Here is a 23,667-nt window from a genome sequence, read left to right as displayed (position 1 = left end):
TTCTCGGACATGGTTTGCTGTCTCCTTTCGAATGGTGTGTCGCGACTTCATTCTACCAGAGATCTGCAAACCATGTCTTTTTTGTTTTTGCGAAACTTATTCTACCTGACCGGAGGTCTTTCAGGCATAAAAAAACGTGGCCGTAAAGCGAACTTTACGGCCACGTGACTTCTGTTGCCAAAAAAGATGTAGGAACCCACAGGTCTATATCCAAAACAAAAATAACCCAGTGTAAGCAGTTGTGATTTGAAAAGGACTCGCCCACATGCACATTTCGAGGTCAATCGGCGCGGAGCGGCGTCACTTATGAAAGAAATGCGCTCTCTGTACGAAATGAAGACGTAAAAACATTTATAGAGTTTGGTTCTAACAGAAGTTTTTTCATAAGGGAAGGCTTTATACATGTCTCCCTAAAATAGCGTTCTACTGCGTAATGCTACCAGACTGAATCCATAGAAAAGGAGTGCGGTGTCCATAATTGACTGCCGAGCCCAACTTTCTATTAAAATGAGAACATATCGTACATTGGCGCGGAGGTTCTATCAATATATTCTCCACTCAATTCAGCTAATTCAGATAAGCCCCAGAATAAGGCCTCAAATTCTTCTTTTTCTGGCTCGCTCATTTTTTCCCATGCGGAGGGTTTTATTGCTATATTTTCACAGGTAATCGGTAAAGTGTTGTTTATGTAATTTTTTCTTTCTTGCTCGGTAAATTCTTGCAATCTCTTTTTTATTGGTTCAAATAAATTATCGTATATTTTCGCCCATGCGATAATTGCATAAGTTGCGTTATTCTCAGGAAAAACGCTATAAAAAATATGTCCTACATTTTGTTGTTTATTCAACAAATCTTGAATCTGATTGCCGTCAATATCTTTTGATGGTGCTTCTAATCCTGAAGCTGCAAAATTAGAGAAATGCGGAAATTTCCAAATCACGCTTGTGAGCACATCATATCGTTTTTCAATAAGAGCTTTGTCAAAAATATCTTTTTCAATATTAAGATCACTTATTGATAAGTGCATTCCTGTAAACGGTGATTCAAATCCATTTGCATTAATCAAAGATGGGCGTTTAGAGAAAAGAAACTTCTCCATTTCCAAAGCTTCCTGCTTTTTATGATATTCAATAGCAAAGGCTCTATATACATACAAAAAAATTTGTTCCTCTGTCCCTGCAAAATCATTATCTTCGATTGCTTGAAACACAACTTTGTCATGATAACCACAAAATCCAGTAAATACAGACGCTTCTTTTCTCCCATATTTTGTTGGAATTAAAAAAGGATTATCTGCTTTTGGACAGGGCATATATATTTCACCATTATCGGAAATTTTTTTAAGTATCTTGTTATTTTGGATAGAGTGAGCACCAATGATTTTTTCTGAACATTCACTATGGTCAGGATATAGGCATTGTTTAATGCGTGAAGATTTACGAGCGGCTTTATATGTTTGAAGGAGATTGATTGGATCGGAATATACCGGATCATCATCTTTTCCTAAGCAACACTTTTTGTATTTTTTCCCACTTCCACATGGGCAAGGATCGTTTCGTCCTATTTTCTTTCCCATATAACCATTCCATTTCTGTCTATACAAAAATTAATCTTGAAGTTCCAAGTTTCTTAATTGGGCTTATCGTTAGAAGACAGATCTTTTAATCCCACAAGAGTATCCCCTATCATATACCCTTGGTTAGAATAATACTCCGATAATCCTTTTTCAAAATATGCGATTGAACAAGTGCATTTAGATTCTTTTTCAAGTGTTTCAAGAAGTTGTCTGCCTATTTTTTTGCCTCTATATTTTTTATCTATATATAGATATTGAGGCAACAAAGTCTTATTGGGTAAGACAAAACCATATACAAAGCCTATCAGCTCATCATCAATGAAAGCTCCATATGTATAACTTATTTTGTCTGAACAATCTTTCCCATCTTTTGCTATGCTGAAAAGTATAGATGACATAATATCATCATCTGGAGCTAACTCAATAATTTTAAGATAATCCGTTTGTGCCAAAAGTCTAATGCTTATAGACATACAAATCCCCTCTTTAATTTTACCATAATCGATATAGCATTTCTACCGTAGCAACACTATCCCCGCTCCGCTTCCGTTTCTCGTTCCGGCGGGTTCCTAATCTGTTTTCCAGGCTTTGCTGTAATATGCTTGCTCTCTCTACCCGTTCCTGGATTGCTTCCTTGGTGTAGTCCGCACTAATAGTTTTTCAGAAAGGCATAGTTGCTTATACATTGGAATGTTCATGTGTTACGCTGATAGTATATCACATGAAAGGAGAATTCTCATGGTCTATCCAGAAGAATTAAAGACTGACATTGTTGCACAGCACAAAAACGGCGTATCAGTTAAGCAATTAAGTACAGAGTATGGCATTTGTGTGCGGACGATTTATCGCTGGGCAAATATCTATGGCGGCAATCAAGCTGCAGAAATATCAAATGACCCACAGCAATACAACGCGAAAGAGTACCATAATCATGTACGGCGTATCACCAAGCTGGAAAACATCATCTCGGTTCTAAAAACCGTAAATTGTACAGTTCATGCTCCATTAAAAGAGAGGCTGCTTGAATTGGAGCAACTCTATGGCCAGTATGATGTCCATACGCTTTGTGAAGCATTGGAGGTCTCTCGTGGAACATTCTATAACCATATCCTCCGCAATAAACGCAGCAATGCTTGGTTTGAAAAGCGGCGCGAGGAATATCGAGTTCTGGTTCAAGAGGTTTTTGATGAATATCGTCAGGTACTGGGCGCAGAAAAAATCCGGGCCATTTTGGTTCAGCGTGGCCATAAAGTCAGCACAGCGTATGTGGCCAGCCTGTTGCGGGACATGGGTCTGGCGAGCGTTCGTACTTCATCCAAGCATGATTACAGAAAAATACAGGAATTAGAAAAGAAAAAGAATATCCTCCAGCAGCAGTTCAAAGCGGACAGGCCAAACCAAATTTGGGTCAGCGATGTTACTTGCTTTAAGCTCAAGGATCGTTATTTCTATATCTGTGCGATCTTGGACCTTTTTTCTCGAAAGGTCATTGCGTATAAGATATCAAAAAAGAACAGCACACAACTGATTACAACTACATTTAAGATGGCATGGAACCATCGCAACCCTGAAACGGGTCTTATTTTTCACAGTGACCGAGGTTCTCAATATACTGCTTATCAATTTCAACAACTACTTCATGAACGTTCCGTGCAGCAGTCCCTTTCCAATCCTGGGAGACCTCATGACAATGCCGTAGCGGAATCTTTTTTTGCAACATTGAAAAAGGAGGATTTTTACCGAAAGGATTATAAATCTGAATCGGAGTTCAAGCGAGGTATCGCTTCGTATATTGAATTCTACAATACTCAGCGACCACATCGTACATTGAAAAATGTAACGCCATGTCAAATGGAGGAGGCGTTCATGGAAAAACAGAGTAATGGAAAAAACCTGAATGCTCAAGGGTTCGAATCTCCTTGATTACACGTTTTGCGTATTGAAATGAACCGTTTTACTTTTTCCCGCTGACAGCAAACGCAAATACAAAAAAGCCTGAAACCCTTCTCATGTCAAGGGTTTCAGGCATGAAATGACCCTACCTGATCCAAGCAAATGTCAGTCATTTGTTCAGATTAGGTAGGGTCATTCAAAACCGCGAGGGTGTGAATATGAACAGCTATCTGCTGGAGCTGCGCCGTGTCCCGGAGCCGATCCTCTATGAGTTTCAGCGTATGGGCTGGGTCTACATCGTGGATTTTGACTATCTGGCCGATCTGAGCAAGCGGTTTGAAATGAGCTGTATCGGCGCGGCGGATTACAGCGGCAAGAAGATATATGTTTCTGATGCCAAAGCCACATTGCACGAATTCGGCCATTTCCTCGATGGCGCGGTGGGATTCCCTTCCAAGACCAGGAGCTTTTACGCAGATGAGGCCCAGGCTGCTGCCATATTCCTGCGGGACTACTCCCTGACCAACTGCCGGGAATACTTTGCGGACTATTTTGCATATTGGCTGCAAAACCGCGACAATGAGGAAAAAGCTGCCTTGATGAGAGAGCGAACGCCAAAGACCTATGCGTATTTCTGTGCGCTGGCGGATAACAACTGGACGATGCCGAAATAAAGCAGCCATGGTTTACGAAAGCCTCTATCCGCAGCTGGCTGTTGTCCTTATATCGGTTTTGCGGTATCTTTTTTCAATAAGTTGGATATCATGAAATAGGAAATTGCTTTTGACACTTGCTTTTCATTACAACTTCGAGTAAAATAAAGTCACACTTTAGATTTCTTAAGACGAGGTGTTTGGATTGTACATTAAGCGACATTTGGAAGAGCAGATCCGCAACGCTTCTCAGTACTACCCGGTGGTCATGGTCTGCGGTCAGCGACAGGTGGGCAAATCCACCATGCTCAACCACATCCGTGAGCCGGAGCGCCGCTACGTCACGCTGGACGATGGAAACGCCCGCCGTCTGGCATCCACCGATCCTGCGCTGTTCTTTGAGACCTACGGCTACCCGCTTCTCATTGACGAGTTCCAGCGGGTCCCGTCCATCTTGCTGGAGATGAAGAAGATCATTGATCAGAAGGCGCTGGATGGTGAGGACAACAACGGAATGTTCTGGCTGACCGGCTCACAGAAGTTCAAAATGATGCAGGATGTTGCCGAGTCTCTGGCTGGCCGCATCGCCATCTTCGATATGGCGAGCCTGTCCACGGCGGAGATCGAGGAGCGCCCTGCCGACCTGTTCCACCCCGACCTGAAAACCATCCGAGAGCGTTTGAAGCACTGCAAGCGCAAAAATATCCACGAGGTCTATGAGGACATCTTCCGGGGCGGTATGCCAAAGCTGCGCGCCACCGACCTCGACCGTGACCGCTTCTATATGGACTACATCAACACCTACATTGAGCGGGATATCAAGGATCTGTCTCAGGTGGGAAAGCTGAATGAGTTCTATGATTTCCTCGTCTATATGGCGGCGCGCACCGGACAGGAGCTGAAGTACGACGAGATCGCCAGTACCATCGGCGTGTCCGCTCCCACCGCAAAATCCTGGGTGTCCATCCTGGAGCGCTCAGGGATCATCTTCATCCTGCGGCCTTACTACTCCAACATCACCAAGCGGCTGGTCAAGACGCCCAAGGTGTATTTCATGGATACCGGCCTTGCCGCCTATCTCTGCCGCTGGCCCACTGCGGAAACACTGGAGAACGGTGCGATGGACGGAGCGTTCTTTGAGACTTATGTGGTCACGGAGATCGTCAAGAGCTACTACAACGCAGGTAAGCCCGCTGACCTGTTCTACTACCGCGACATAGACAAGAAGGAGATCGACCTGCTGATCGTTGAGGGGGATAAGATGTATCCCATCGAGATCAAGAAAAGCAAGGAGCCGTCCAAGCCGGATAAAAACTTCGGTGTCCTCCAGCAGTTCAAGCTGGATGTTCAGCCGGGGCTCATCCTCTGCATGAGCGACGAACTCATCCCCTACAATCGGGAGTCCTGGTATTGTCCCGTATCCGTACTCTGACCGAGCCTCAAGCGGAGCGGCAGTGTTCACGGTCACGAAAAAATACGCCATATGCAGCTTCAACGGCTGGATATGGCGTGTTTTTGCATACTCTCATTTCTTTTTCCTGTCCGCGCGCGAACGGTTGATATTTCAAAGAAAACGTGCGATAATTGCGAATAGCAGCAGGAAAAAGAGGTGTTTGCATTGCAGGAAGCAGTATACATCACGATAGTATCCAACGGGAAAAAGCTGGTGCTGAACGCCAACACCATTCTCTATGTCCTGATGATCGAAAGGACCGCCGAGATCCACGTTTCCGGCGGCAAGGTATATGAGACGCGGATGAAGATCAGCGAGCTGGAGGAAGCTCTGGGCGACGGCTTTCTCAAGGTCCACCGGGGCTGTCTGGTGTCCTCCATGGCCATCCACGACATCACTGACCACATCAATCTAAACAACGGCGAATCCCTGATCTACACCCGCCGGAAGAAAAAGCAGATTATCGCCCAGCTTCAGGAAGCGCAGCAGCGCCTGATCAGCGGCTTCACCCGGGACGGTATTCCCGCCACGGAGGAGGAATACCGAGCCTATTACCGCAGCTTTGACGCCATGCCCTTTGCCTTCACGGACATTGAGATGGTATTCGACGAGGAGCGCCGGGCGGTGGACTGGATCTTCCGCTACGGCAACCCCGCCCTGGCCAGGCTGGAAAAGCTGCCGCTTGAGAAGCTGATCGGCAGCTCCTTCGGCAGCCTGTTTTCCAACATGAATACCAAATGGTTGCGTTTGTATGAGCGCGCCACCCTGTACGGCGAAACGCTGGAGGTCATGGACTACAGCCCGGAGATCGACGCCTATCTGAAGGTGACCTGTTTCCCCACCTTCAAGGGCCACTGCGGGTGCATCCTGTTCGATCTTACGGAGATCGAATACGCCAAAATCAGCCCCGACGCCGACAAAGCGCTGATGCGCTACTTTGGCAAGACGCGGGAGAGATAGCGAAAGGTGACAACCCCATATCCGAACCGCCGCGCGCGGCTGCTTGCTTCGGCAGCGGGGTGTGCGGCGGCTTTTGTCGTTTTGGACCGTTTTAATGTCGTTTCGCGCAGGGGCGGTTGAAAACTTAAAAGGAACTGCATATACTTTTGTGATGATTACATATGATTTTTTTGCAAAAGCAGGAGGAACCTCTATGAAAAAACGATTGTTCAGCATCCTCACGGCGCTGGCGCTGTGCCTGAGCCTGCTGCCCACTGCGGCGCTGGCGGCGGAAAGTGATGGGCTGTGTGAGCATCATACAGAACACACGGCGGAATGCGGCTATGTGGAAGGTGAAACGCCCTGCGGCTTTGTCTGCGACCTGTGCTCCGGGGAGGATACCGCCACGGTACTCACGGACTGGGAATGGGTGGACGACTGGGAGATCATCGACCCGGACAGCGGAAACGTCCTGCTGCCCTTTGCCAGCGAGGACAATGTGGCATACTTCGAGGACATCGTGGGGCTGATGCCCGTGTCCATCCTTGCCGGTGGAGAGGAGCTGACCCTGGGGGACTGGCTCTGCCCGTACTACCCTGAGGATGGCGCATACGAGGGCGAATACATCTTTGAGACAACCTTACCCGAGGGCTATGCCCTGTCCGACGGCGGCAGCACCCTGACGCTGACCGTGGCGCTGGGCGGCCCGGAAGGGGAGCCTGTGGCGATGCTGGCGGTTTCCATGACGAAGCCACCCCAGGCTGATCATACCATCGGCGGTATCACGGTCTATGCCTACGAGCTTTCCACCGCAGCCCACCTGTACTGGTTTGCAAACCAAATCAATACTACCCAGCAAGACATTAGTGCCGTTCTGACGGCGGATATCACCGTCAATCAGAACGTGCTCAATGCCAGCGGCGGGCTGAACAGCGGCAGCTTTGAAGCGTGGACGCCCATTGGAACGGTTGACCATAATTTTAGGGGCAAATTTGACGGACAGGGGCACACCATTTCCGGACTGTATCTCAACGATTCGGCTACAGACAATGTAGGCTTGTTCGGTATTGTGGAATCCCCCGCCAGCATTTACCGGGTGGGCGTGGTGGATTCCTACTTTGCAGGCGATCAGAATGTTGGCGGCCTTTGCGGAAGAGCCCTTTCCGACGTAAGGATAGAATCCTGCTATACCACCGCAACTGTAAGCGGGACGAGTAATGTGGGTACCTTCTGCGGGTACAGCAACGCGAATATCAATAACTGCTACAGCGCGGGCAGGATCGACAGCTCGTATGGGGCGTTTTTAGGGAGTGGTAACAACGTAGACTTCTGCTACGCCCTGTCCGATAAGAATCTCGACGGCGAACTAGACAGTGACCTGAAATACAGAACCATGGCCGCGTTCACAAGCGGCGAAGTGACCTACGGGCTGACGAAGAACCAGGCCACACCCAGTTGGAGACAGACCATCGGTACACATCCCTTCCCCCAGTGCACCACCAATGGCGATATTGTCTATCGTGGTAACAAGGACGGCAATGTCTACTATCATAATCACTCCGGCAGCGAACGCTGCCCCTATTGCTCGGTGCCCGATTTCTACAACAATGAGTATCTGATTGATAATAAGGAAGAGCTGTACTGGTTTGCTGAGTACGTCAACGACGGCCATCCCGCCGCCAATGCTAATGTGCGTTATGACATTACGGTAGATAATGACTGGGTTCCCATTGGCAATGGGGCCAATGCCTTTACCGGCAGATTTGCATACCCGACAGGCCAAAGGACCATCAGCGGCATACCGGCGGGCAGCAGCCTGTTCGGCACCACTGGCTCCGGAGCCGAGATCGCCAGGATCACGGTGACCAGCGGCGGCCTGTGCGCCGATAACGGCGGCAAAATCGTTGACTGCCATGTTTCCGGCGGCGGTATGCTGGTCAGCGGCGCCAACAGCGGCACCGTCAGCGATAGCAGCGCTGCCGGCGGTACGCTGATTGCAAACAACAGCGGCACCGTCAAGAACAGCAGCGCGCCCGGCGGCACGCTGGTCCAAACCAATACCGGCACCATCACGGACTGCCATGACGAAGGCAGCGGAGCGACCCTGTGTGCCAACAATAACGCTGGCGGCACCGTCACGGACTGCTATGCTTCCGGCGCGGCCAGCACGGTGCTGGTCGGCGTCAACTCCGGCACCATCCAAATGAGCTATGCGGCGGGTGGCGCCAAACTGTGTACGACCAACAGCAGCGGCGGCAAAATCATCAACTGCTATGCCACCGGCACCGGCAGCGTGACCCTGTGCGGCAGCAACAGCGGCGTCATTGCCAACTGCTTTGCCGCCGGCGGCAGCGGCACGACGGTGGGCAGCGGCGGTACCATCACCAACTGCTACGCCCTTGCGGACAGCACTGCCTCGCCGATTGGCGGAACGACTCTTACGACTGACTCTCCCTTTGCCAGCGGCGAGGTGGCGTACCGGCTGAATCAGGGAACGGAAGGCTATCCCGGTGGCGTCTGGGGACAGACCATCGGTACGGATTCGCTTCCTGTTTTTGACGGCAAGGCGGTGTACTATAAGCGGGGCGGCAATCCCGAATACCACAATCACAATGGATATTGCAGTATCTGCACGATCACGCCAACCTATGCGAACGATAAGTGGCAGATCACCAATGTGGATGAGCTGTACTGGTATGCACAGTATATCAACGGGACAATTTCTGGGATTACAGACAAAACCAAGAACGCGATCCTCATGAACGATATCACTGTGAACTCCAATGTCCTGAATGCTGACGGTACCCTTTCTGATGCCCATACCTCTTTTACGGAGTGGACGCCGATCGGAATATCCAGCTCAAACTATGATGGTACCTTTGACGGCAATCACCATACCATTTCCGGACTGTATGTGAATGCGCCAGGAACGAGTTATGTTGGTTTCTTTGGATATATAATAGGTGAAGGAACCATAAAAAACCTGACGATTGCGGATTCCTATTTTAAGGGCAATAATTACGTGGGCGGCGTATGCGGTGATACCTCCGGTGAGGTGAGCGGCTGCTCCTACAGCGGCGCGGTCACCGGCATCGAGGGTATCGGCGGCATCTGCGGTCAAAGCCAAGGTACGGTGAGCGGCTGCACCAACAGAGGCAAAGTTACCGGCAACAACAAGTTCGGCGGTATCTGCGGCTATGCCTTCTACGGTACGGTGAGCGGCTGCATCAACTATGGTGCGGTCAACGGCAGCGGCTACGTCGGCGGCATTTGCGGTTATGCCCTCTACGGTGAAGTGAGCGGCTGCATCAACTATGGTGCGGTCAACGGCACCTCCTCCTATGTCGGCGGCGTGTGCGGTGTCAACAGCAAAACGGTGATCGGCTGCACCAACACCGGCGCGGTCACCGGCAGCAGTACCTCCTACTATGTCGGCGGCGTGTGCGGCGAGAACAAGGGTACGATCAGTGGGTGTTACAGCATTGGCACGGTCACCGGCACCTCCTCTGTCGGCGGCGTCTGCGGTGTCAACAGCGGCACGGTGAGTAATTGCTACCACAACAGCGAAGCCTATTCCGGGAATGCAGTTGGAGATAACAGCGGTACCGTTGACAGCGTCCTTGGCAAAACCACCAGGGAATTCGCCAGCGGCGAGGTGGCCTACCTGCTCAACGGCAGCCGCTCTGTGGGAACCGCAGAAGCTCCACTGGTCTGGTATCAGAATATCGACAGCGGCATCCCGGACGCCGCCCCCCAATTCACCGGCGGCACGGTGTACGCGACTACCTCCACTTCCCCCTGTCAGGGCTACACCAACAATTCAAACGGTATCAAACAGCACAATTATGAGAACTATGTCTGCACCTGGTGCGGTCATCAGGACACCATTCCCGTCACCGTCAGCGTCAGCGGCATCACTGCCAAGGATAAGATTTATGACGGCACCACCACGGCAACACTTGATTTCAGCCGTGTGACCCTAAGCGGCGTGGTCAGCGGCGACACGGTTACTGTCAACGCTACCGGCACCTTCGAAGATAAGGATGTGGGCGCAAACAAGACCGTCACCATCATCGGCCTGACCCTCACGGGAGACGATGCAGGCAAGTACCGTCTGGCAGATTCCGGCCAGCAGGCCACCGCCACCGCCAGCATCACCAAGAAGTCTGTCACCGCCGCCGTCACCGTGGCCGACAAGACCTACAATGGCGACACCGTTGCCACAGTTACCGCAGCGGTAAACGCTGGCGTGGTTTCCGGCGATACCATCACCATCGAGGGCCTCACCGGCACTTTTGAAGATGCCAATGTGGGAACGAACACCCCCGTCACCGTCAATGCGACTAACAAGTCCATCACCGGTACCGGCTCCGGGAACTACGATGTGACCATCCCCACTGAAGCCACAGGCACCATCAGCAAGGCCGCGCTGGGCGCCTCCGTCACCCTGGACGGCTGGACCTACGGCGATACACCCAAAGGCCCTGTGGTGACCGGCAACACAGAGAACGGCGAAGTCACCTACCTGTATAAGGTCTGGAGTGCTTCCGATGAAACCTATTCGCCAACCGTCCCCACCGAGGCTGGCAAATACTCCGTGAAGGCCACCATCGCCGCCACCGCCAACTATCAGCAAGATGTGGTTTACGACGATTTTACCATTGTACCCAAGGTTCTGACCGTCACCGGCCTGACGGCCACCGATCGGGTCTATGACGGCACGACGAATGTTACCCTGACCGGCGGTGAACTGTCCGGCATTGTGGCCGGTGACGAAGGACGGGTCACGGCCGCCATGCCCACCACCGGCACCATCGCGAACGCCGATGCAGGCAATGGCAAGCTCGTTACCTATGCCACTATTGACCTGACCGGTGACAAGTCGGAAAACTATGCCCTGCGCCGGCCCATGGTCACCGTGAACATCGAACCGCTGGGCGTGGATGAGCCCACCGTTACCGGCACCTACACTTATGACCGCACCCAGAAGACGGTCACGCTGGACGGCTTTGAAAGCTCTTACATGACTGTTACCGGCAACACCGGCACCAACGCGGGCGCCTACACCGCCACGGTCACGCTTGACGGCAACCACAAGTGGAACGAGGGCAGTGACGGCTCCATCCAATGGACCATCGCCCCCAAGCGCGTCACCGCCACCGTCACCGTGACCACCAGGCCCTACAACGGTGACACCGATGCCACGGTCAGCGCCGTGGTGACAACCTCAGAGGGCCTGATCAACGGTGACAGCATCACCATCACGGGTCTTACCGGTACCTTCGTCGACGATGCCAACGTGGGAGATGATAAGCCTGTTACCGTGAACGCAGCAGGCAAGTCCATCACCGGCACCGATGCTTCCAATTACGATGTGACCATCCCCACCGAAGCCACGGGCGACATCCTCCCCAAGGCCATCGGCATTGACTGGAGCAACACCACCCTCACCTACAACGGTATGCCGCAGAAACCCACCGCCACCGCCACCGGGCTGGTCGGAGAGGACGCCTGCACCATCACCGTCAGCGGCGAACAGACCAACGCGGGCGACAGCTACACCGCCGAGGCGACAGATTTGGATAACGGCAATTATCAGCTGCCCGTCGAAAAAAACACCACATTCTCCATCGCCCGCAAGGAAGTCACCGCGGCTCCGAAGAATGTCACCATCACCAGAGGCAGCGCCATCCCCGCCTTTGAGCTGACCTACACCGGTCTGCTGGGCGAGGACACGCTGACCCCCAGCGCTGACCCGACCTTTACCTGCTTCGAGGCCGACGGCACTACCGCCGTCAGCACCGGAACGGCGGCGGGTACCTACACCATCACCTGGACCAACACCAATGTCTTCGACGGTGAGACAAACTATCGGGTCGTGGCCGCCACAGGCACCCTGACCATCTATACTCCCAGCTCCGGCGGTGGCTCCAACACCACGACCACCACGGAGAGGAACCAGGACGGCTCCACCACCACGACCGTGACCGATAAGACCACCGGCACCGTCACCGAGACCACCAGGAACACCGACGGCTCCACCACCGTTGTGGAGACCAAGAAGGACGGAACCGTCACCGAGACCAACAAGTCCGCTGATGGCACCACCGGCACCGTGGTCACTGACAAGAACGGCACCGTCACCGAGGTCAAGTCCAGCGTGTCCTCCGCCGCCGCCAAGGAAGCCGCCAAGACCGGAGACGCCGTGACCCTGCCCGTGGAGGTTCCCGCCGCTAAGACCACCGGGGACGCTCCCGCCGTGGAGGTCACCGTGCCCAAGAGCGCCGGTTCCGTCATAGTGGAGATTCCCGTGGAGAAGGTCACCCCCGGCACCGTGGCTGTCATTGTCCATGCCGACGGCACCGAGGAAATCGTATCCACCTCTATCCTCACCGAAACCGGCGTGGTGCTGACCCTGGACGGCAGCGCCACCGTGAAGATCGTGGACAACGCCAAGGTGTTCGAGGATATTCATTCCGTCAACCACTGGGCAGAGGACGCCGTGGACTTCGTTGCGGCCCGCGGTATGTTTGCCGGCACAAGTGAAACCACATTCAGCCCCAATTCCTATATGACCCGCGCCATGCTGATGACTGTCCTTGCCCGATTCGACGGCGAGGACACCTCCGGCGGCAGCGTATGGTATGAAAAGGGCATGGAATGGGCAAAGGCCACCGGCGTGTCCGACGGCTCCAATCCCGATGCCCCCATCACCCGGGAGCAGTTGGCAACCATGTTGTGGCGCTACGCCGGAAGCCCGACAAGCAGCCACAGCCTGGACGGCTACACCGACGCTGATGAAATCAGCGGCTACGCTCTGGAGGCCATGCGCTGGGCCAACGAGAACGGCATCATCAACGGCTACGGCAACGGTCTGCTGGGGGTCAAAGACAACGCCACCCGCGCGCAGGTCGCACAGATGCTTATGAACTTTTAAAGTGCCTGAGTCAGTAAATCGGCTATATGGAAAGCAGGACGGCCCCGAGCCCAAGAGCACGGAAATGCCCTTTGTAGACGTTCCCGCTGACGCCTATTATCACGACGCTGTGCTGTTGGCCGTTGAGCAGGGCATCACCACGGGCACCGGCGATACCACGTTCAGCCCTGATGCAACTTGCACGCGTGGGCAGATCCTGACGTTCCTCTATCGCTTCCTGGGCGACGAATAAGAACCCACAAAAGACCCCTTGATAACAAGGGCGCACTTTGATACGGGGTGAACCCCGTATGTGCGCTCCGCGAGGCAATGACAGCCCAGACCACCGAGGTCTGGGCTGTTTTGCGTCACTCCGTTCCGAACGTATCCGCAAAAAGGATCTGATGCAAGCGTGTGCTATGCATCAGATCCTTTTGCCCTTTTACAATGATACTTTCTGTGTTACGGCGCCGCATCAGGCACCGGCAGCTTTGTGCCATCTGGAAACAGGATGTAAACCAACTGATCCAAGTCAATGGGGGCAAAGTATGTTCTAACGAGGATAGGGATCTTCTCTCCGTCCTTCATGACCACCTGCATCTGGTTGCCATTGAAAATAGAGAAGTCAGCGCCTGGCATTACGCTAGTCAGATCCACGCTCATGGAGCGGAGCTTAAAGGAGGTAATCTGCACTTCCTCTGCGGTGTCTTTGCCATCCAGCGTCCAGCCTGTGGTTGCCTTCGCATAAAACGGTTCGGTACGATCTCTGCCTGGTCCTCTACGATTGCGAGATTCTTACCATCAACGATTTGGTATCCAAATGGTGCGGAGCAGGTAATAAACTCCCCACGCTCCATGCGGCACTGATAGCTCATACGTTGGTTTTTGGAGATGGAGATGGATTCCTCCTGGGCCAGAGAAGCGGAAACGCTCACCATCAGTTCTGAGGTGAGCGTTCCGGTGTCGATATTCTCTTTTTCAAATTTGACGGTCACACCCAGCGCGGAAAGTTCCCGCAGGGTGGCGAGACAGTCGCGGGTGTTCCGGGCAAATCGGGAGATGGACTTGACCACGATCTTATCGATCTTGCCCTTCCGGCAGTCTGCCATCAGGCGGTTGAAGTCCTCACGCTTATCCATCCGGGTGCCGGTCAGACCCTCGTCTGCGTAGATGTCCACCAGATCCCAGCCATCGTGGGCGTTGATCGCCTGCGTATAGGCCCGGATCTGGGCAGCGTAGGAATGGAGCTGGTCCGCAGAGTCGGAGCTGACCCGGCAATAGGCTGCTACCCGCAGGGTGTCTGGTCTCACTGCCTTGGGTGGGATTACTTGTACTTCAGCCATTTCTCATTCGTCTCCTTCCATCTTTTTTGGCAACGAAACCATACCACACCCCTGCGGGAATAGCCAGCACTATTCCCAAACAGTTCCGGGCCGGTATCGCTCCACGGACAGCCGTTTGGCCCTGGCCAGTTCTTCTTTGGTCAGCAGGCCGTCAGCTGCCATCCGTTCCCACAGGCCCACCGATAACAGGTAACGCAGTTCGTTTCGGATCTCCATCACGCAGCCTCCTCAAAGTAGCTCTCATCCTTGACTCGCCGGATAAACCGTTCTACCGCATAGATGCTGCTAGTGATAGGTATTTCGGGCAGCGCGGATTGAACATCCTGGAAGTAACGGCTGCCCTTGGCGGCTCGTTCATCCAAAATGGCGATGGCACAGGTGTCAGTCTCCAAGCGGATGGCTCGTCCGAACCCTTGCTTGAGTCTGATCTGCATCTCCGGCACAGCCACGGCCCGGATGAACGTGCGGAGATCAGGATAGTGGTGGGAATCGAACCCACAACCGCTGGTTGTCGGTAAGGATACATGATGGAAGTGTACTTTTCCTACTCTCAAAATTATAGGTTGAATTCATCCTATTTCAGCGTATAATAAAGGCAGAAGGAGTGTGATTGTATGATGATCAATTCCAACGCCTTGGTATCCATTACAGAGGCCAACCAGAATTTCTCTAAAGTGGCCCGTCTGGTGGATGAGCAAGGTTCTGCCGTCATTCTGAAAAATAATGTGCCCCGTTACCTGATCGTAGAATTCAGCCAGGCGGAGCAGATGCAGGCCGCCGAGGACGAAGATGTCATGCAGGTCTCGGCAAGACTCATTCAGCAAAACCGAGCGGCCTATGAGAAGCTGGCCAAATGAAGTTCTTGAGCAAACGCCAGGTCCTGCTGCTCCATCAGCACCTGGCGGATGAGACCGGCGGCAGTCCGGGGCTGCGGGACGAGGGGCTTCTGGACTCCGCCCTCAACGCACCATTTCAGGCGTTCGGCGACACCAGCGCCTATCCCTCCCTCCAGCAGAAGGCCGCCCGGCTCTGTTACGGTCTGGTGAAAAATCATCCGTTCGTAGACGGCAACAAGCGGATCGGCGCTCACACCATGCTGGTTTTTCTGGCAGTCAACGGCGTGGAACTGTCCTATACGCAGCAAGAGTTAGCCGATATCATACTCCAGGTGGCCGCTGGAGAAAAAGGCTACGAGGACCTGCTGGCGTGGCTTCTCGCACACCAGCTGTAAACAAAAAATTCCAGGGAGAGCCGCATATGTGCGGCTCTCCCCGGGTTGTCTTTAAGCGGTCTGCTCACTGAGCGTCTGATGTTCCTGCAGCACGGCTGCTTCTATCGTTCCGTAACTGGCGGGCTCCCGTTTCCAGTTGACACAGCCGATGAACTTGTAGTATATGTCCACCTGCTGGCTCTTGCTCCCATCCTCCGCTACCACCTTCTCATGCACCACGATCTTCTCAATCAGCTCGTTGAGAATGAGGGGTGTGAGTTCGGTGATATTGGTATACTTCCAGATTACTGGCAGAAAGGCCTCAATATTTTCGTAGATCTCCTCACTGTGGGCAATCTCCGCAGCCAGTTCCTCCCGTTTTCCTTCAACACCGCTTGCTCTCGCTCATAGCTCGGCGCCATGGACTGGTATCTCTCCTCGCTGATTTTCTCCAGGGCCGCATCCTCATAGAGCTTGGTTAGGATCTTAGACAGTTCTGCAATCCGCTTATCCGCCTTTTTTAGTTCCCGCCTGCACCGGTCTGTCTCCGCCTTCTTCTTTTCCGTCTTTGCGGCGATAAGCATGTCCATATATTCTCCCGTGTTGGTGTGGGCTATGATGGCATTGCGCCGGATGTCCTCCAACACCAGTTGGTTGAGTGTTTTCCAGCCGATGGCGTGGGAGGTGCAGCGCTCCTTGCCGTAATTCTTATAGACCCAGCAGGAGAACCCCGTATATCTTTCGTGCTTTTTATCGTAGCTCACATTTAGAGAGGAGCCGCAGTCGGCGCATTTCACCAGCCCCGCGAAGGGCTGCACCTCCCCCTTTCCGTTCTCCCGCCGCCGGGCTTTCATCATCTGATGCACCGTGTCCCAGAGTTCCTGGGTAATCAGGGGCTCGTGGGTATTCTCCGCTACCACCCACTCCTCCTCGGAGGCCTCCACCCGACGCTTGTCAAAGAAGCCCTTGGTCTTACTCCGGCCAAAGACCACCTTGCCCATGTAGACCGGATTATTGAGGATGGCCCGAACAGAGGTGGCATGCCAGTCAAAGGGCTTGCGCCAGTAGTCGCTGTTCTTGTAGTAGTCCGGATTGTTCTGGTTGAAATAGGCCTGAGGATTCAAGACGCCCCGTTCCCGCAGTATTTTGGTCATCCGCACATAGCCGATCCCATCGGCGAACATCTGGAAGATGTCCCGCACCACATCGGCGGCAGGCGGATCCACGATCAGGTGATGGCGGTCGTTGGGATCTTTCTGATAGCCGAAGGGTGCCCGGCTCCCGATGAACATGCCGCTTTTCACTCTGGCACGGTGCGCCGCTTTTGTCTTGGTGGAGGCCTGGCGGGCGTAGAAGGAGTTGATCACATTGGTGAAGGGCAGCACCAGATTGTCGATCCCGTTTTTGGAATCGATGTTTTCTGCCACCGAGATGAAGCGGACCCCCTTTTCCTCAAAGTAGTGTTCGATATACAGACCCATCTGCGCGTATTCCCGTCCGAACCGTGAGAGGTCTTTGACGATGACCAGGTTGATCTTTTCACTCTCGATGTCCTCCAGCATCCGTTTGAACTCCGGACGGTCGAAGTTGGTGCCGCTCCATCCGTCGTCGCAGTAGTAGCCACCGATTTCAATTTGATGCTCCTTGCAGTACTGAGTCAGCAGGGTTTTCTGCGTCTGAATACTCCCGGACTCACCCACGCTTCCATCGTCCTGACTAAGACAGCAGTAGATCGCCGCCGTTTCTTTTTCTTTCATAGCGTTCGCCTCCTTAGCAACACACAATACCGTTAATCCTCCTCCGTATCCATATCAGAACCCAATGAAGATTCCTTCGTAAATTTGTCTACTTCTGATGAAGAAAAGGACTCTGCAATCAGCCCTCCGATTTTTTCAAAGATATCCCGGTCGCCATTGTAGTGGCTGACGGTGATGTACTTGACCCCGCGGATCTCCGTCTCATGCTTCAGCGTATCGCCTTTAAATAAAAACATTGTATTTCCTCCATATTTCACATGGTCTGCTGCCAGTTTTGTTCGTCTTTATGATCGTCCTCCTTGTGACCGAGGGCGATTTTCTTTTGTCGTTCCTGCCGGAGCGTTTTGGTGTCAGTGTGCTGGTGCATGGTGGTGGCATCCCTTATGGAATCAGAATCCTGATCACGCTCCAGAGAGCGGCCAAGCCGGACCAGATCACCTGCAAGACCACCATACCCACCATCGTTCCCAGCAAAATCAGGGACAGCCATATCATGACCGACATCGCGGTTCCCAGGCTGGGCGGAGAAACAGAAAACTCTTTCTTTTTCCCAGCCTGTCGCAGCAGCACCTGTATCTCTGCCACATCCCGCGCCAGTTCCTCCATCTGTGCCTGGGTGGGACACGGCTCCCTCCCGCTGGAAACCTCCCGCAGAAGGGCTGTTTGGGCCACCGTGTGCCGCTCCAGCTCGCCCAGCCGTTGGATCAGTTCCTGCCACTCCTCTTTGCCGGGACAGTTCTGCGGCATCATAGACTGCGGAGCGTTCCTCCGCTTCAATTCCTCCATGGACAATCGCTGCCCGGATTCTGAACTCATATTCCATGACCTCCTTGGTGTACTTTTCCTCGTGGAGCCGGTCGTCCCGGCACTTCATTCCCTTGGGTATGGTGTAGGTGATGTTCTTCCGGCTGTCCGTCCAGCGTACTTCATAGCCCTCACTTTTCATCAGAGCAATAAACTCTTCCTTGGTGGAGGCATACCGCATGCACTGGTCAATGGTGTTCATGAGACGAAACTTCCAGCTCTCGCCCTTCACTGCAGAGCGGTACTCTCTGGTGCTCATCCGCTTTTGTTTGACCTGCTTCTGCGGCGGCGGAAGGATCTCCAAGCCATGGGCAACGCATATTTTATCGTTGGCCATCCGATGGGCCTGCAGGTCGGCGGCACTCTGGTGGAGCTTCTTACCATCCCGAAAACTCACACTGTTCACCACCAGGTGATTGTGGAGATGCTCTGTGTCCACATGGGTGGCTACCAGCACCTCGAAGTTAGGGAACTCCCGCTGGACCAGCTCCAGCCCCATGGCATGAACCTCCTGTGGGGACAAATCATCCTGCTTGTCAAAGGACTGCACGAAGTGGTAGTATTGTCGGCCGTCTGTCTTATGGAACCGCTCCTTGGTGAGCTGCATCTCGGAGCAGACACTTTGAGCGGTGCAGTTCCATCCGGAGACAAGCTGCCGACCTTCCCATGTGGTTTTCTCCCCCTGCTGAACGTATCTCAGCACACCGCCCAGAGCGCCTCTGCCGCCGCCACGATTTTTGATTGCGGTGAAGGTCGCCATCAGGTCACCTCCCGTAGGAGTTCCCGAAGCTGTTCATAGATCTTTCCGTAATTCTCTGCCAGCGCGTCACCTTTCACAACTGTTACCCGTCCCATGTTGGCCAGGGTGGTGATCTGATTCAGGTTTCGCCCCTGGGCTTTCAGTTCGGACAGTACCTGCTCCAGCCCTTCTACTCGCACAATCTTTTTTCCCAGTCCACTGTAGCACAGGTAATCGGTGACCGTCAGGCCAGCGACTTTGGCCCGTTCCTGAATGGCTTTTTTGATTCCGGACGTCACTCGAAGGGTGATGATCTCCGTCTTTTTTACTCTCTGCATTGCTCCTCCTTTTCCCCCTCAGGGGCCGGGCACGGGGCAGCGCCCCGAAACTGTGCATGGCGTATAGCCGGGCGCGATGCTTGCCCTCCCCGAAGGGAGGAATCCGTATCCCCGGCCCCCGCCGCGCCCTCTCCGGACGGTTGGTCAACGGCAGCAGGGTCGATAGGGACGATTTCTCCGGCACCTTCCAAATCGACACTATCGGCACGATTCAGTTCAATCACACGCTTGCCGTTGCTTCGGCGGACCACTGCAGCAATTCCGTTCTTCCTTAGGGCCTCAACGCTTTGCAGGATCAGCCTTGAAATCTTTTTGGGCGTTACCCCTTCTGTCTTATCAGGGTCGATCTTTTCGGAGAGCTCCGTGGGAGTGCCGATAAATATGGTTCTGGTGCTCATAAATGCAGAGAGGAGAATGACAATCCGATCCTCGCACAGTACGGGCTCTTCTCTGCTGTCCGAAACCAGTTCCCACACATTTTCCTCGCCGCGTCGAATCTCCAGTTCCCGGTATTCGATGTCCCGGCCCACGCAGGTCAGTCTGGCCCTGCCGTTGCCACGCTTTTCTTCCACCAGCGTGAAGCTGGAATCCACTGCACCGCTGATGGCAGTGGTCCCGGAGATCCGGTGGAACACATCTTCCGCCTTTTCTTTGCGCAGATGATGGTTGAGCAGGATAGCGATGCCGTGCTTGTCTGCCAGCCGCTTGAGTACAGACAGATCCCGGTAGTCATTGGCATAGGTAGCGTCGTGGATCGGACGGACCATCTGCAGGGTATCGATGATGACCAGCACGGTGTCCGGATGAGCGGTGAGGAATATTTCTACCTGTTCCTCCAGTCCCTGACCGATGAGGGCGCACTCTGTGCAGAAGTGGACGCTGTCCGGTGCGTCCTCCGTAATCTCAAACAGCCGGTTCTGAATGCGGAGGATAGAATCCTCCAGACAGAGATAGAGCGTGGTGCCCTGCTTGGTGGTCATGTTCCAGACCGGCTCTCCCTTGGCAACTGTCACCGCCAGCCACAGAGCAAGCCAGGACTTGCCCACCTTCGGAGAGCCAGCCAGGATGTGCAGGCCCTGAGAGATCAGCGTGTCCACCACGAAGTTGATCGGCATCAGCGGCAGGCTCATCAGGCTCTTGCCGTCGATGGTTTGCAGTCGTTTTGTTTTACTCATTAGGATCATCCCCTTGTAAAAAGATAAGGACAGAGACCACGCGGCCATCGTGGCTCTTGTCCTTTCACTTGATTATTGGGGGGATTTTGATAAAATGAGAATATCGTAAGACAGGCGAAAAACAGATATAGGACAGAGGGGGTGGACCTATGCCACTGGGGATCAGGCAAAACAACAATCTCCTGCACCTGACCGTGGATGTCTGGCAGAATCAGATCTTTTTCCATGAGACCGTCTACCCAGCTGGCCACTTTGCCGCCGAGCTGTTGAATGTCCCCGAGGAGACCATGCAGGAATTGGTCACCTACGGCGGGACCATCAGCCATCAGGTGGAGGCCCTGGCCTTGGCCGGGCGGGGTGGATTTATCAAACTGCTGGACGGGACTCGTGCCTCTCTGGAGAAGCTGCTGGATGCCCTGTGGCAATGTCCACCGTACAGCCTGATGGACAAAGGGCAGGAGCAGCACACACTGGAGGTGATGTTTTCCCCGGCTTCCCACAACGATCTGCTGAAGCCGGCTTCGCCTGCTCGGGAATTTTTCTTCCGCTATCTGGTCGCTGGCTTCAGCATCCCTTTGGGCATCCAGCACTTTGCTGTGGCGGCACGATATTTTGAGGAGGGCTATCTGCGGCGGCTGAAGAAGCGGACGGAGACCTACTTCGCCATGGCCGCCCACGACTGCTTCAACAGTGAATGGTTCTGGAGTATGATGCGGGATTTTCCGGTACCGGATGTTGAACCATTCACTATCACACCTGAGCTTAGATCCTCCTATGTCTTTGCCAGACACCCGAAACAGGAAAAGGAAACCGTATTTGTGAATCGGTATTTCTTTGACCGTGCCATCAGCTTCTACATCTTTGACCTGATGAACGGACTGCAGCACGGCCATGCGCCCAGCCGGTGCTGCGGCTGCGGCACATACTTTCTCACCACCAACGGCCACATGCCAAAATACTGCGATGGGATTGCGCCTCAGGATCCCCGCATGACCTGCCGGCAGTACGGCGCCATGATGCGGCAGAAGGAGCAAAACAAACAGCACCCTGTCTACCGCCTGTTCACCACCCGCACCAACACCATCCGCAAGCACCACCAGAGAGGAAAAATCTCCGACGAGCTGCGCAATGAAGCACTGTATGTAGCGGAGTGCCTGCGGGATAAGGCGCTCATGGATAACGACTATGCCGCCAACGGCTATGCACACGACATGGAGCAGGAAGCACTTTATGCTCAGGCGAGAGCACGCCTTGCCCGGGAGGACGGGCCATGAGCATGTACCGCTGTGAAGATCTCTGTCTGAGTAACGAGGAGCTTGCCACACGGATGCAAGACGGCGATCCAGAGGCCGCCACGCTCCTGCTTTCCCAGAATGAGGGATACCTGACCATACTGGCCAGAAGCTACTGTGAACAGTTTTTCCAGCATTCCCTGGTGGACGATCTCAAGCAGGAGGGGGCGCTTGCATTGCTGGACGCGGCACGGCGGTTTGACCCATCTATGGGAACCAGGCTGCTAACCTACGCCACTCCCGCCATTGAGACGGCCATGCGGGACTGCGCCGCCCAAAGTTCTTTTTCTCTGTTCCTCCCACTGGACCGCTATTACCAGCTGCGTCAGGTTGCTTTTCTCTGCGCCACACACGAGCAGAACACTGGAATAGATCTTCTGGCCACCATTCAAGAAAAGTTGGCAGTCTCCACCAAAGTGGCCAAGCGTTTGCTGGAAGAATACCGTACCGTGTTTCAAATTGAATCGTTGGGTGAGCGTGTCTTTGATCTTGGATATGGCGGCGATCCTGCCAGAGCCTACGACCACTTCATGCGCCGGACGCTGCTCCTCCAGCGTATGGAGGAGGTTCTGAGCCCCAGAGAACTGAATTTGGTGCGCTGTTATCTGGGAATTGGCCAGCCCAACGAGCAGGGCATTACCTTTCAGGAGCTGGCCATCCGGCTTAACTACAACGGCCCCAGCGGCGCGGAGAAAGCCTACAAGGGTGCCATCCGGAAATTGAGGAAGCGCCTAAACGGTGGTACATACGGCCAGTGGACCTCTATTCAGAAGGCGATTCAAAACGCTCGCCGGGAGGCCTGCGAAGTAAAGGCGTACAGTTCACCTCAGGCTACATGGATGGATGAACAGAAGCTGGTTCATGGCTTTTTGTGTAAAACCGATGGAGTCTAATCCCCGGTAGGCGCTCTGCCCTCCGGCGGCTCTGTTGAGGTGTCCGATTAGGAAAACGGCGCATCCGGTACGCTCGGCAATCTCGGCCAGGCGGCGGGCGGCTGTGAGGTAGTTACTTGCTGTTCGGTTGTCGGGGCTACGGGGCGGCAATCGGAATTGCGGGGAGTCCTGCGGCGGTGCGGCTCCCTTTTCTCCTGTGAGAAGTTCCACGGCTTCGGTAAAGCTCTTACCGAAAAACTCCATGATAAAAGCAATGGGGCCGCCGCCGCGGCTTACGCTGTGGCGATACCATTTGTTGCCCTGGGCGATCAAGCTGTCGTGCCGTTTCCATCGGTATTCCTGTCCGGCGCGTTCCAGCGGGTCCCCCTGCGATTGCAGGAACAAAACAAGGTCAGCTTGATTCGCCCGGTCTATCTGTTCTTGGGTGTAGTACATGACTGATACCTCGCTTTCTGTGGTTGAATTGTTTATGGTTTTCGGTATCATTAAAGTGCAGCAGATATTTTTCAATCTGTCAAAAATCCATTATCTATTCTGGCTCTCTGCATACTGAATTTTTTTGATTTTTGGTCGATAATGTGTTTGTCAAACGAAAATGTGAGCAAAAGGGCCCCAAAAAAGTGAGCACCTTCAGCACCAGATTTCATGTCGTGAGCAATGTTTTTCCCAAGTACCAAATGCTCACC

General features: G+C 53.5%; 22 protein-coding genes and 2 pseudogenes. 10 read left to right on the top strand and 14 right to left on the bottom strand.

Annotated features, from left to right (window positions below; translation table 11 throughout):
- Nucleotides 1-502: 502 nt before the first annotated feature.
- Nucleotides 503-1,576 (bottom strand): YecA family protein, encoded by a 1,074-nt coding sequence (locus ACTNBK_RS14150; RefSeq protein ID WP_441147076.1) that lies wholly within the window; start codon nt 1,574-1,576, stop codon nt 503-505.
- A 53-nt stretch (nt 1,577-1,629) separates the two neighbouring features.
- On the bottom strand, nt 1,630-2,049 hold the full coding sequence (locus tag ACTNBK_RS14145; protein ID WP_441147074.1) for a GNAT family N-acetyltransferase: 420 nt from the start codon (nt 2,047-2,049) through the stop codon (nt 1,630-1,632).
- Between the two features lie 265 nt (nt 2,050-2,314).
- On the opposite strand from ACTNBK_RS14145, the gene ACTNBK_RS14140 reads away from it, so the two are divergent.
- From ACTNBK_RS14140 to ACTNBK_RS14115, 6 genes are all read left to right on the top strand, one after another.
- Entirely contained in the window at nt 2,315-3,499 is a 1,185-nt protein-coding gene (locus tag ACTNBK_RS14140; RefSeq protein ID WP_441147072.1) for an IS3 family transposase, read from the top strand.
- A gap of 188 nt (nt 3,500-3,687) precedes the next feature.
- Nucleotides 3,688-4,143, top strand: coding sequence for an anthrax toxin lethal factor-related metalloendopeptidase (locus ACTNBK_RS14135; RefSeq protein WP_441147070.1), 456 nt, complete (start codon nt 3,688-3,690; stop codon nt 4,141-4,143).
- Between the two features lie 184 nt (nt 4,144-4,327).
- Complete coding sequence (locus tag ACTNBK_RS14130) at nt 4,328-5,554, top strand: ATP-binding protein (protein WP_441147068.1); 1,227 nt, start codon at nt 4,328-4,330, stop codon at nt 5,552-5,554.
- Between the two features lie 186 nt (nt 5,555-5,740).
- On the top strand, nt 5,741-6,535 hold the full coding sequence (locus ACTNBK_RS14125) for a LytTR family transcriptional regulator DNA-binding domain-containing protein (protein WP_441147066.1): 795 nt from the start codon (nt 5,741-5,743) through the stop codon (nt 6,533-6,535).
- 193 nt (nt 6,536-6,728) lie between these two features.
- A complete protein-coding gene (locus tag ACTNBK_RS14120) occupies nt 6,729-13,451 on the top strand; it encodes a YDG domain-containing protein (protein WP_441147064.1) in 6,723 nt (2,240 codons plus the stop codon).
- 64 nt (nt 13,452-13,515) lie between these two features.
- Nucleotides 13,516-13,683 (top strand): S-layer homology domain-containing protein, encoded by a 168-nt coding sequence (locus ACTNBK_RS14115; protein WP_441147062.1) that lies wholly within the window; start codon nt 13,516-13,518, stop codon nt 13,681-13,683.
- A 209-nt stretch (nt 13,684-13,892) separates the two neighbouring features.
- On the opposite strand, the gene ACTNBK_RS14110 is transcribed toward ACTNBK_RS14115, so the two are convergent.
- The 4 genes and pseudogenes from ACTNBK_RS14110 to ACTNBK_RS14095 form a co-directional block, all read right to left on the bottom strand.
- On the bottom strand, nt 13,893-14,093 hold the full coding sequence (locus ACTNBK_RS14110) for a hypothetical protein (protein WP_441147060.1): 201 nt from the start codon (nt 14,091-14,093) through the stop codon (nt 13,893-13,895).
- A 95-nt stretch (nt 14,094-14,188) separates the two neighbouring features.
- Nucleotides 14,189-14,773 (bottom strand): annotated as a pseudogene (locus ACTNBK_RS14105) (recombinase family protein); the annotation flags it as partial.
- 69 nt (nt 14,774-14,842) lie between these two features.
- The gene (locus ACTNBK_RS14100; protein ID WP_302668339.1) at nt 14,843-14,989 is read right to left on the bottom strand and encodes an SHOCT domain-containing protein; all 147 of its coding nucleotides are present in this window, start codon (nt 14,987-14,989) and stop codon (nt 14,843-14,845) included.
- The gene (locus tag ACTNBK_RS14095) at nt 14,989-15,216 is read right to left on the bottom strand and encodes a helicase C-terminal domain-containing protein (protein ID WP_441147058.1); all 228 of its coding nucleotides are present in this window, start codon (nt 15,214-15,216) and stop codon (nt 14,989-14,991) included. The genes ACTNBK_RS14100 and ACTNBK_RS14095 overlap by 1 nt, the downstream gene beginning before the upstream one ends.
- 171 nt (nt 15,217-15,387) lie before the next feature.
- Between ACTNBK_RS14095 and ACTNBK_RS14090 the strand changes: the two genes are divergently transcribed.
- Both ACTNBK_RS14090 and ACTNBK_RS14085 read left to right on the top strand, forming a co-directional pair.
- Nucleotides 15,388-15,630: a type II toxin-antitoxin system Phd/YefM family antitoxin gene (locus ACTNBK_RS14090; protein ID WP_441147056.1), complete on the top strand. Its 243-nt coding sequence runs from the start codon at nt 15,388-15,390 to the stop codon at nt 15,628-15,630.
- Nucleotides 15,627-16,004: a type II toxin-antitoxin system death-on-curing family toxin gene (locus ACTNBK_RS14085; RefSeq protein WP_441147054.1), complete on the top strand. Its 378-nt coding sequence runs from the start codon at nt 15,627-15,629 to the stop codon at nt 16,002-16,004. Before ACTNBK_RS14090 ends, ACTNBK_RS14085 begins: the two co-directional genes overlap by 4 nt.
- A gap of 51 nt (nt 16,005-16,055) precedes the next feature.
- Here the strand turns inward: ACTNBK_RS14085 and ACTNBK_RS14080 are convergent, their stop codons facing one another.
- Genes ACTNBK_RS14080 through ACTNBK_RS14055 form a run of 6 tightly spaced genes read right to left on the bottom strand, consistent with a single transcriptional unit; the run spans nt 16,056 to nt 20,796 of the window.
- Nucleotides 16,056-16,289 carry a DUF4368 domain-containing protein gene (locus ACTNBK_RS14080; RefSeq protein WP_441147078.1) on the bottom strand — a complete coding sequence of 78 codons (234 nt, stop codon included), beginning with the start codon at nt 16,287-16,289 and terminating at the stop codon, nt 16,056-16,058.
- On the bottom strand, nt 16,289-17,740 hold the full coding sequence (locus ACTNBK_RS14075) for a recombinase family protein (RefSeq protein ID WP_441147052.1): 1,452 nt from the start codon (nt 17,738-17,740) through the stop codon (nt 16,289-16,291). Before ACTNBK_RS14075 ends, ACTNBK_RS14080 begins: the two co-directional genes overlap by 1 nt.
- Nucleotides 17,741-17,772: 32 nt before the next feature.
- Nucleotides 17,773-17,976 (bottom strand): hypothetical protein, encoded by a 204-nt coding sequence (locus ACTNBK_RS14070; protein ID WP_087341560.1) that lies wholly within the window; start codon nt 17,974-17,976, stop codon nt 17,773-17,775.
- A 17-nt stretch (nt 17,977-17,993) separates the two neighbouring features.
- Complete coding sequence (locus ACTNBK_RS14065) at nt 17,994-19,304, bottom strand: relaxase/mobilization nuclease domain-containing protein (RefSeq protein ID WP_441147049.1); 1,311 nt, start codon at nt 19,302-19,304, stop codon at nt 17,994-17,996.
- Complete coding sequence (locus ACTNBK_RS14060; protein ID WP_441147047.1) at nt 19,304-19,621, bottom strand: plasmid mobilization protein; 318 nt, start codon at nt 19,619-19,621, stop codon at nt 19,304-19,306. Before ACTNBK_RS14060 ends, ACTNBK_RS14065 begins: the two co-directional genes overlap by 1 nt.
- On the bottom strand, nt 19,609-20,796 hold the full coding sequence (locus ACTNBK_RS14055) for an AAA family ATPase (RefSeq protein ID WP_441147045.1): 1,188 nt from the start codon (nt 20,794-20,796) through the stop codon (nt 19,609-19,611). Before ACTNBK_RS14055 ends, ACTNBK_RS14060 begins: the two co-directional genes overlap by 13 nt.
- A 149-nt stretch (nt 20,797-20,945) precedes the next feature.
- On the opposite strand from ACTNBK_RS14055, the gene ACTNBK_RS14050 reads away from it, so the two are divergent.
- Together ACTNBK_RS14050 and ACTNBK_RS14045 are read left to right on the top strand one after the other, a co-directional pair.
- Nucleotides 20,946-22,070, top strand: a complete 1,125-nt coding sequence (locus tag ACTNBK_RS14050) for a DUF6076 domain-containing protein (RefSeq protein WP_441147043.1) — start codon at nt 20,946-20,948, stop codon at nt 22,068-22,070.
- The gene (locus ACTNBK_RS14045) at nt 22,067-22,981 is read left to right on the top strand and encodes a sigma-70 family RNA polymerase sigma factor (RefSeq protein WP_441147041.1); all 915 of its coding nucleotides are present in this window, start codon (nt 22,067-22,069) and stop codon (nt 22,979-22,981) included. The genes ACTNBK_RS14050 and ACTNBK_RS14045 overlap by 4 nt, the downstream gene beginning before the upstream one ends.
- 87 nt (nt 22,982-23,068) lie before the next feature.
- Here the strand turns inward: ACTNBK_RS14045 and ACTNBK_RS14040 are convergent.
- Nucleotides 23,069-23,416, bottom strand: a pseudogene (locus tag ACTNBK_RS14040) (AAA family ATPase); the annotation flags it as partial.
- 71 nt (nt 23,417-23,487) lie between these two features.
- The coding region (locus ACTNBK_RS14035) for a hypothetical protein (RefSeq protein WP_441147039.1) at nt 23,488-23,667 on the bottom strand (180 nt) is incomplete at its 5' end.

This window comes from Intestinimonas sp. HCP28S3_D6, from assembly GCF_052065695.1.
Classification (GTDB): Bacteria; Bacillota; Clostridia; order Oscillospirales; family Oscillospiraceae; genus Intestinimonas.
The sequence above is the reverse complement of the archived record's forward strand: the minus strand, read 5'-3'. Positions and strand labels throughout refer to the sequence as shown.

Excerpts from the sequence above, each read along its gene's own strand:
- ACTNBK_RS14150 (WP_441147076.1), bottom strand. The coding sequence starts at position 1,576 with ATGGGAAAGAAAATAGGACGAAACGATCCTTGCCCATGTGGAAGTGGG.
- ACTNBK_RS14145 (WP_441147074.1), bottom strand. The coding sequence starts at position 2,049 with ATGTCTATAAGCATTAGACTTTTGGCACAAACGGATTATCTTAAAATT.
- ACTNBK_RS14140 (WP_441147072.1), top strand. The coding sequence starts at position 2,315 with ATGGTCTATCCAGAAGAATTAAAGACTGACATTGTTGCACAGCACAAA.
- ACTNBK_RS14135 (WP_441147070.1), top strand. The coding sequence starts at position 3,688 with ATGAACAGCTATCTGCTGGAGCTGCGCCGTGTCCCGGAGCCGATCCTC.
- ACTNBK_RS14120 (WP_441147064.1), top strand. The coding sequence starts at position 6,729 with ATGAAAAAACGATTGTTCAGCATCCTCACGGCGCTGGCGCTGTGCCTG.
- ACTNBK_RS14115 (WP_441147062.1), top strand. The coding sequence starts at position 13,516 with ATGCCCTTTGTAGACGTTCCCGCTGACGCCTATTATCACGACGCTGTG.
- ACTNBK_RS14110 (WP_441147060.1), bottom strand. The coding sequence starts at position 14,093 with ATGAGCGTGGATCTGACTAGCGTAATGCCAGGCGCTGACTTCTCTATT.
- ACTNBK_RS14100 (WP_302668339.1), bottom strand. The coding sequence starts at position 14,989 with ATGGAGATCCGAAACGAACTGCGTTACCTGTTATCGGTGGGCCTGTGG.
- ACTNBK_RS14090 (WP_441147056.1), top strand. The coding sequence starts at position 15,388 with ATGATGATCAATTCCAACGCCTTGGTATCCATTACAGAGGCCAACCAG.
- ACTNBK_RS14085 (WP_441147054.1), top strand. The coding sequence starts at position 15,627 with ATGAAGTTCTTGAGCAAACGCCAGGTCCTGCTGCTCCATCAGCACCTG.
- ACTNBK_RS14075 (WP_441147052.1), bottom strand. The coding sequence starts at position 17,740 with ATGAAAGAAAAAGAAACGGCGGCGATCTACTGCTGTCTTAGTCAGGAC.
- ACTNBK_RS14070 (WP_087341560.1), bottom strand. The coding sequence starts at position 17,976 with ATGTTTTTATTTAAAGGCGATACGCTGAAGCATGAGACGGAGATCCGC.
- ACTNBK_RS14065 (WP_441147049.1), bottom strand. The coding sequence starts at position 19,304 with ATGGCGACCTTCACCGCAATCAAAAATCGTGGCGGCGGCAGAGGCGCT.
- ACTNBK_RS14060 (WP_441147047.1), bottom strand. The coding sequence starts at position 19,621 with ATGCAGAGAGTAAAAAAGACGGAGATCATCACCCTTCGAGTGACGTCC.
- ACTNBK_RS14055 (WP_441147045.1), bottom strand. The coding sequence starts at position 20,796 with ATGAGTAAAACAAAACGACTGCAAACCATCGACGGCAAGAGCCTGATG.
- ACTNBK_RS14050 (WP_441147043.1), top strand. The coding sequence starts at position 20,946 with ATGCCACTGGGGATCAGGCAAAACAACAATCTCCTGCACCTGACCGTG.
- ACTNBK_RS14045 (WP_441147041.1), top strand. The coding sequence starts at position 22,067 with ATGAGCATGTACCGCTGTGAAGATCTCTGTCTGAGTAACGAGGAGCTT.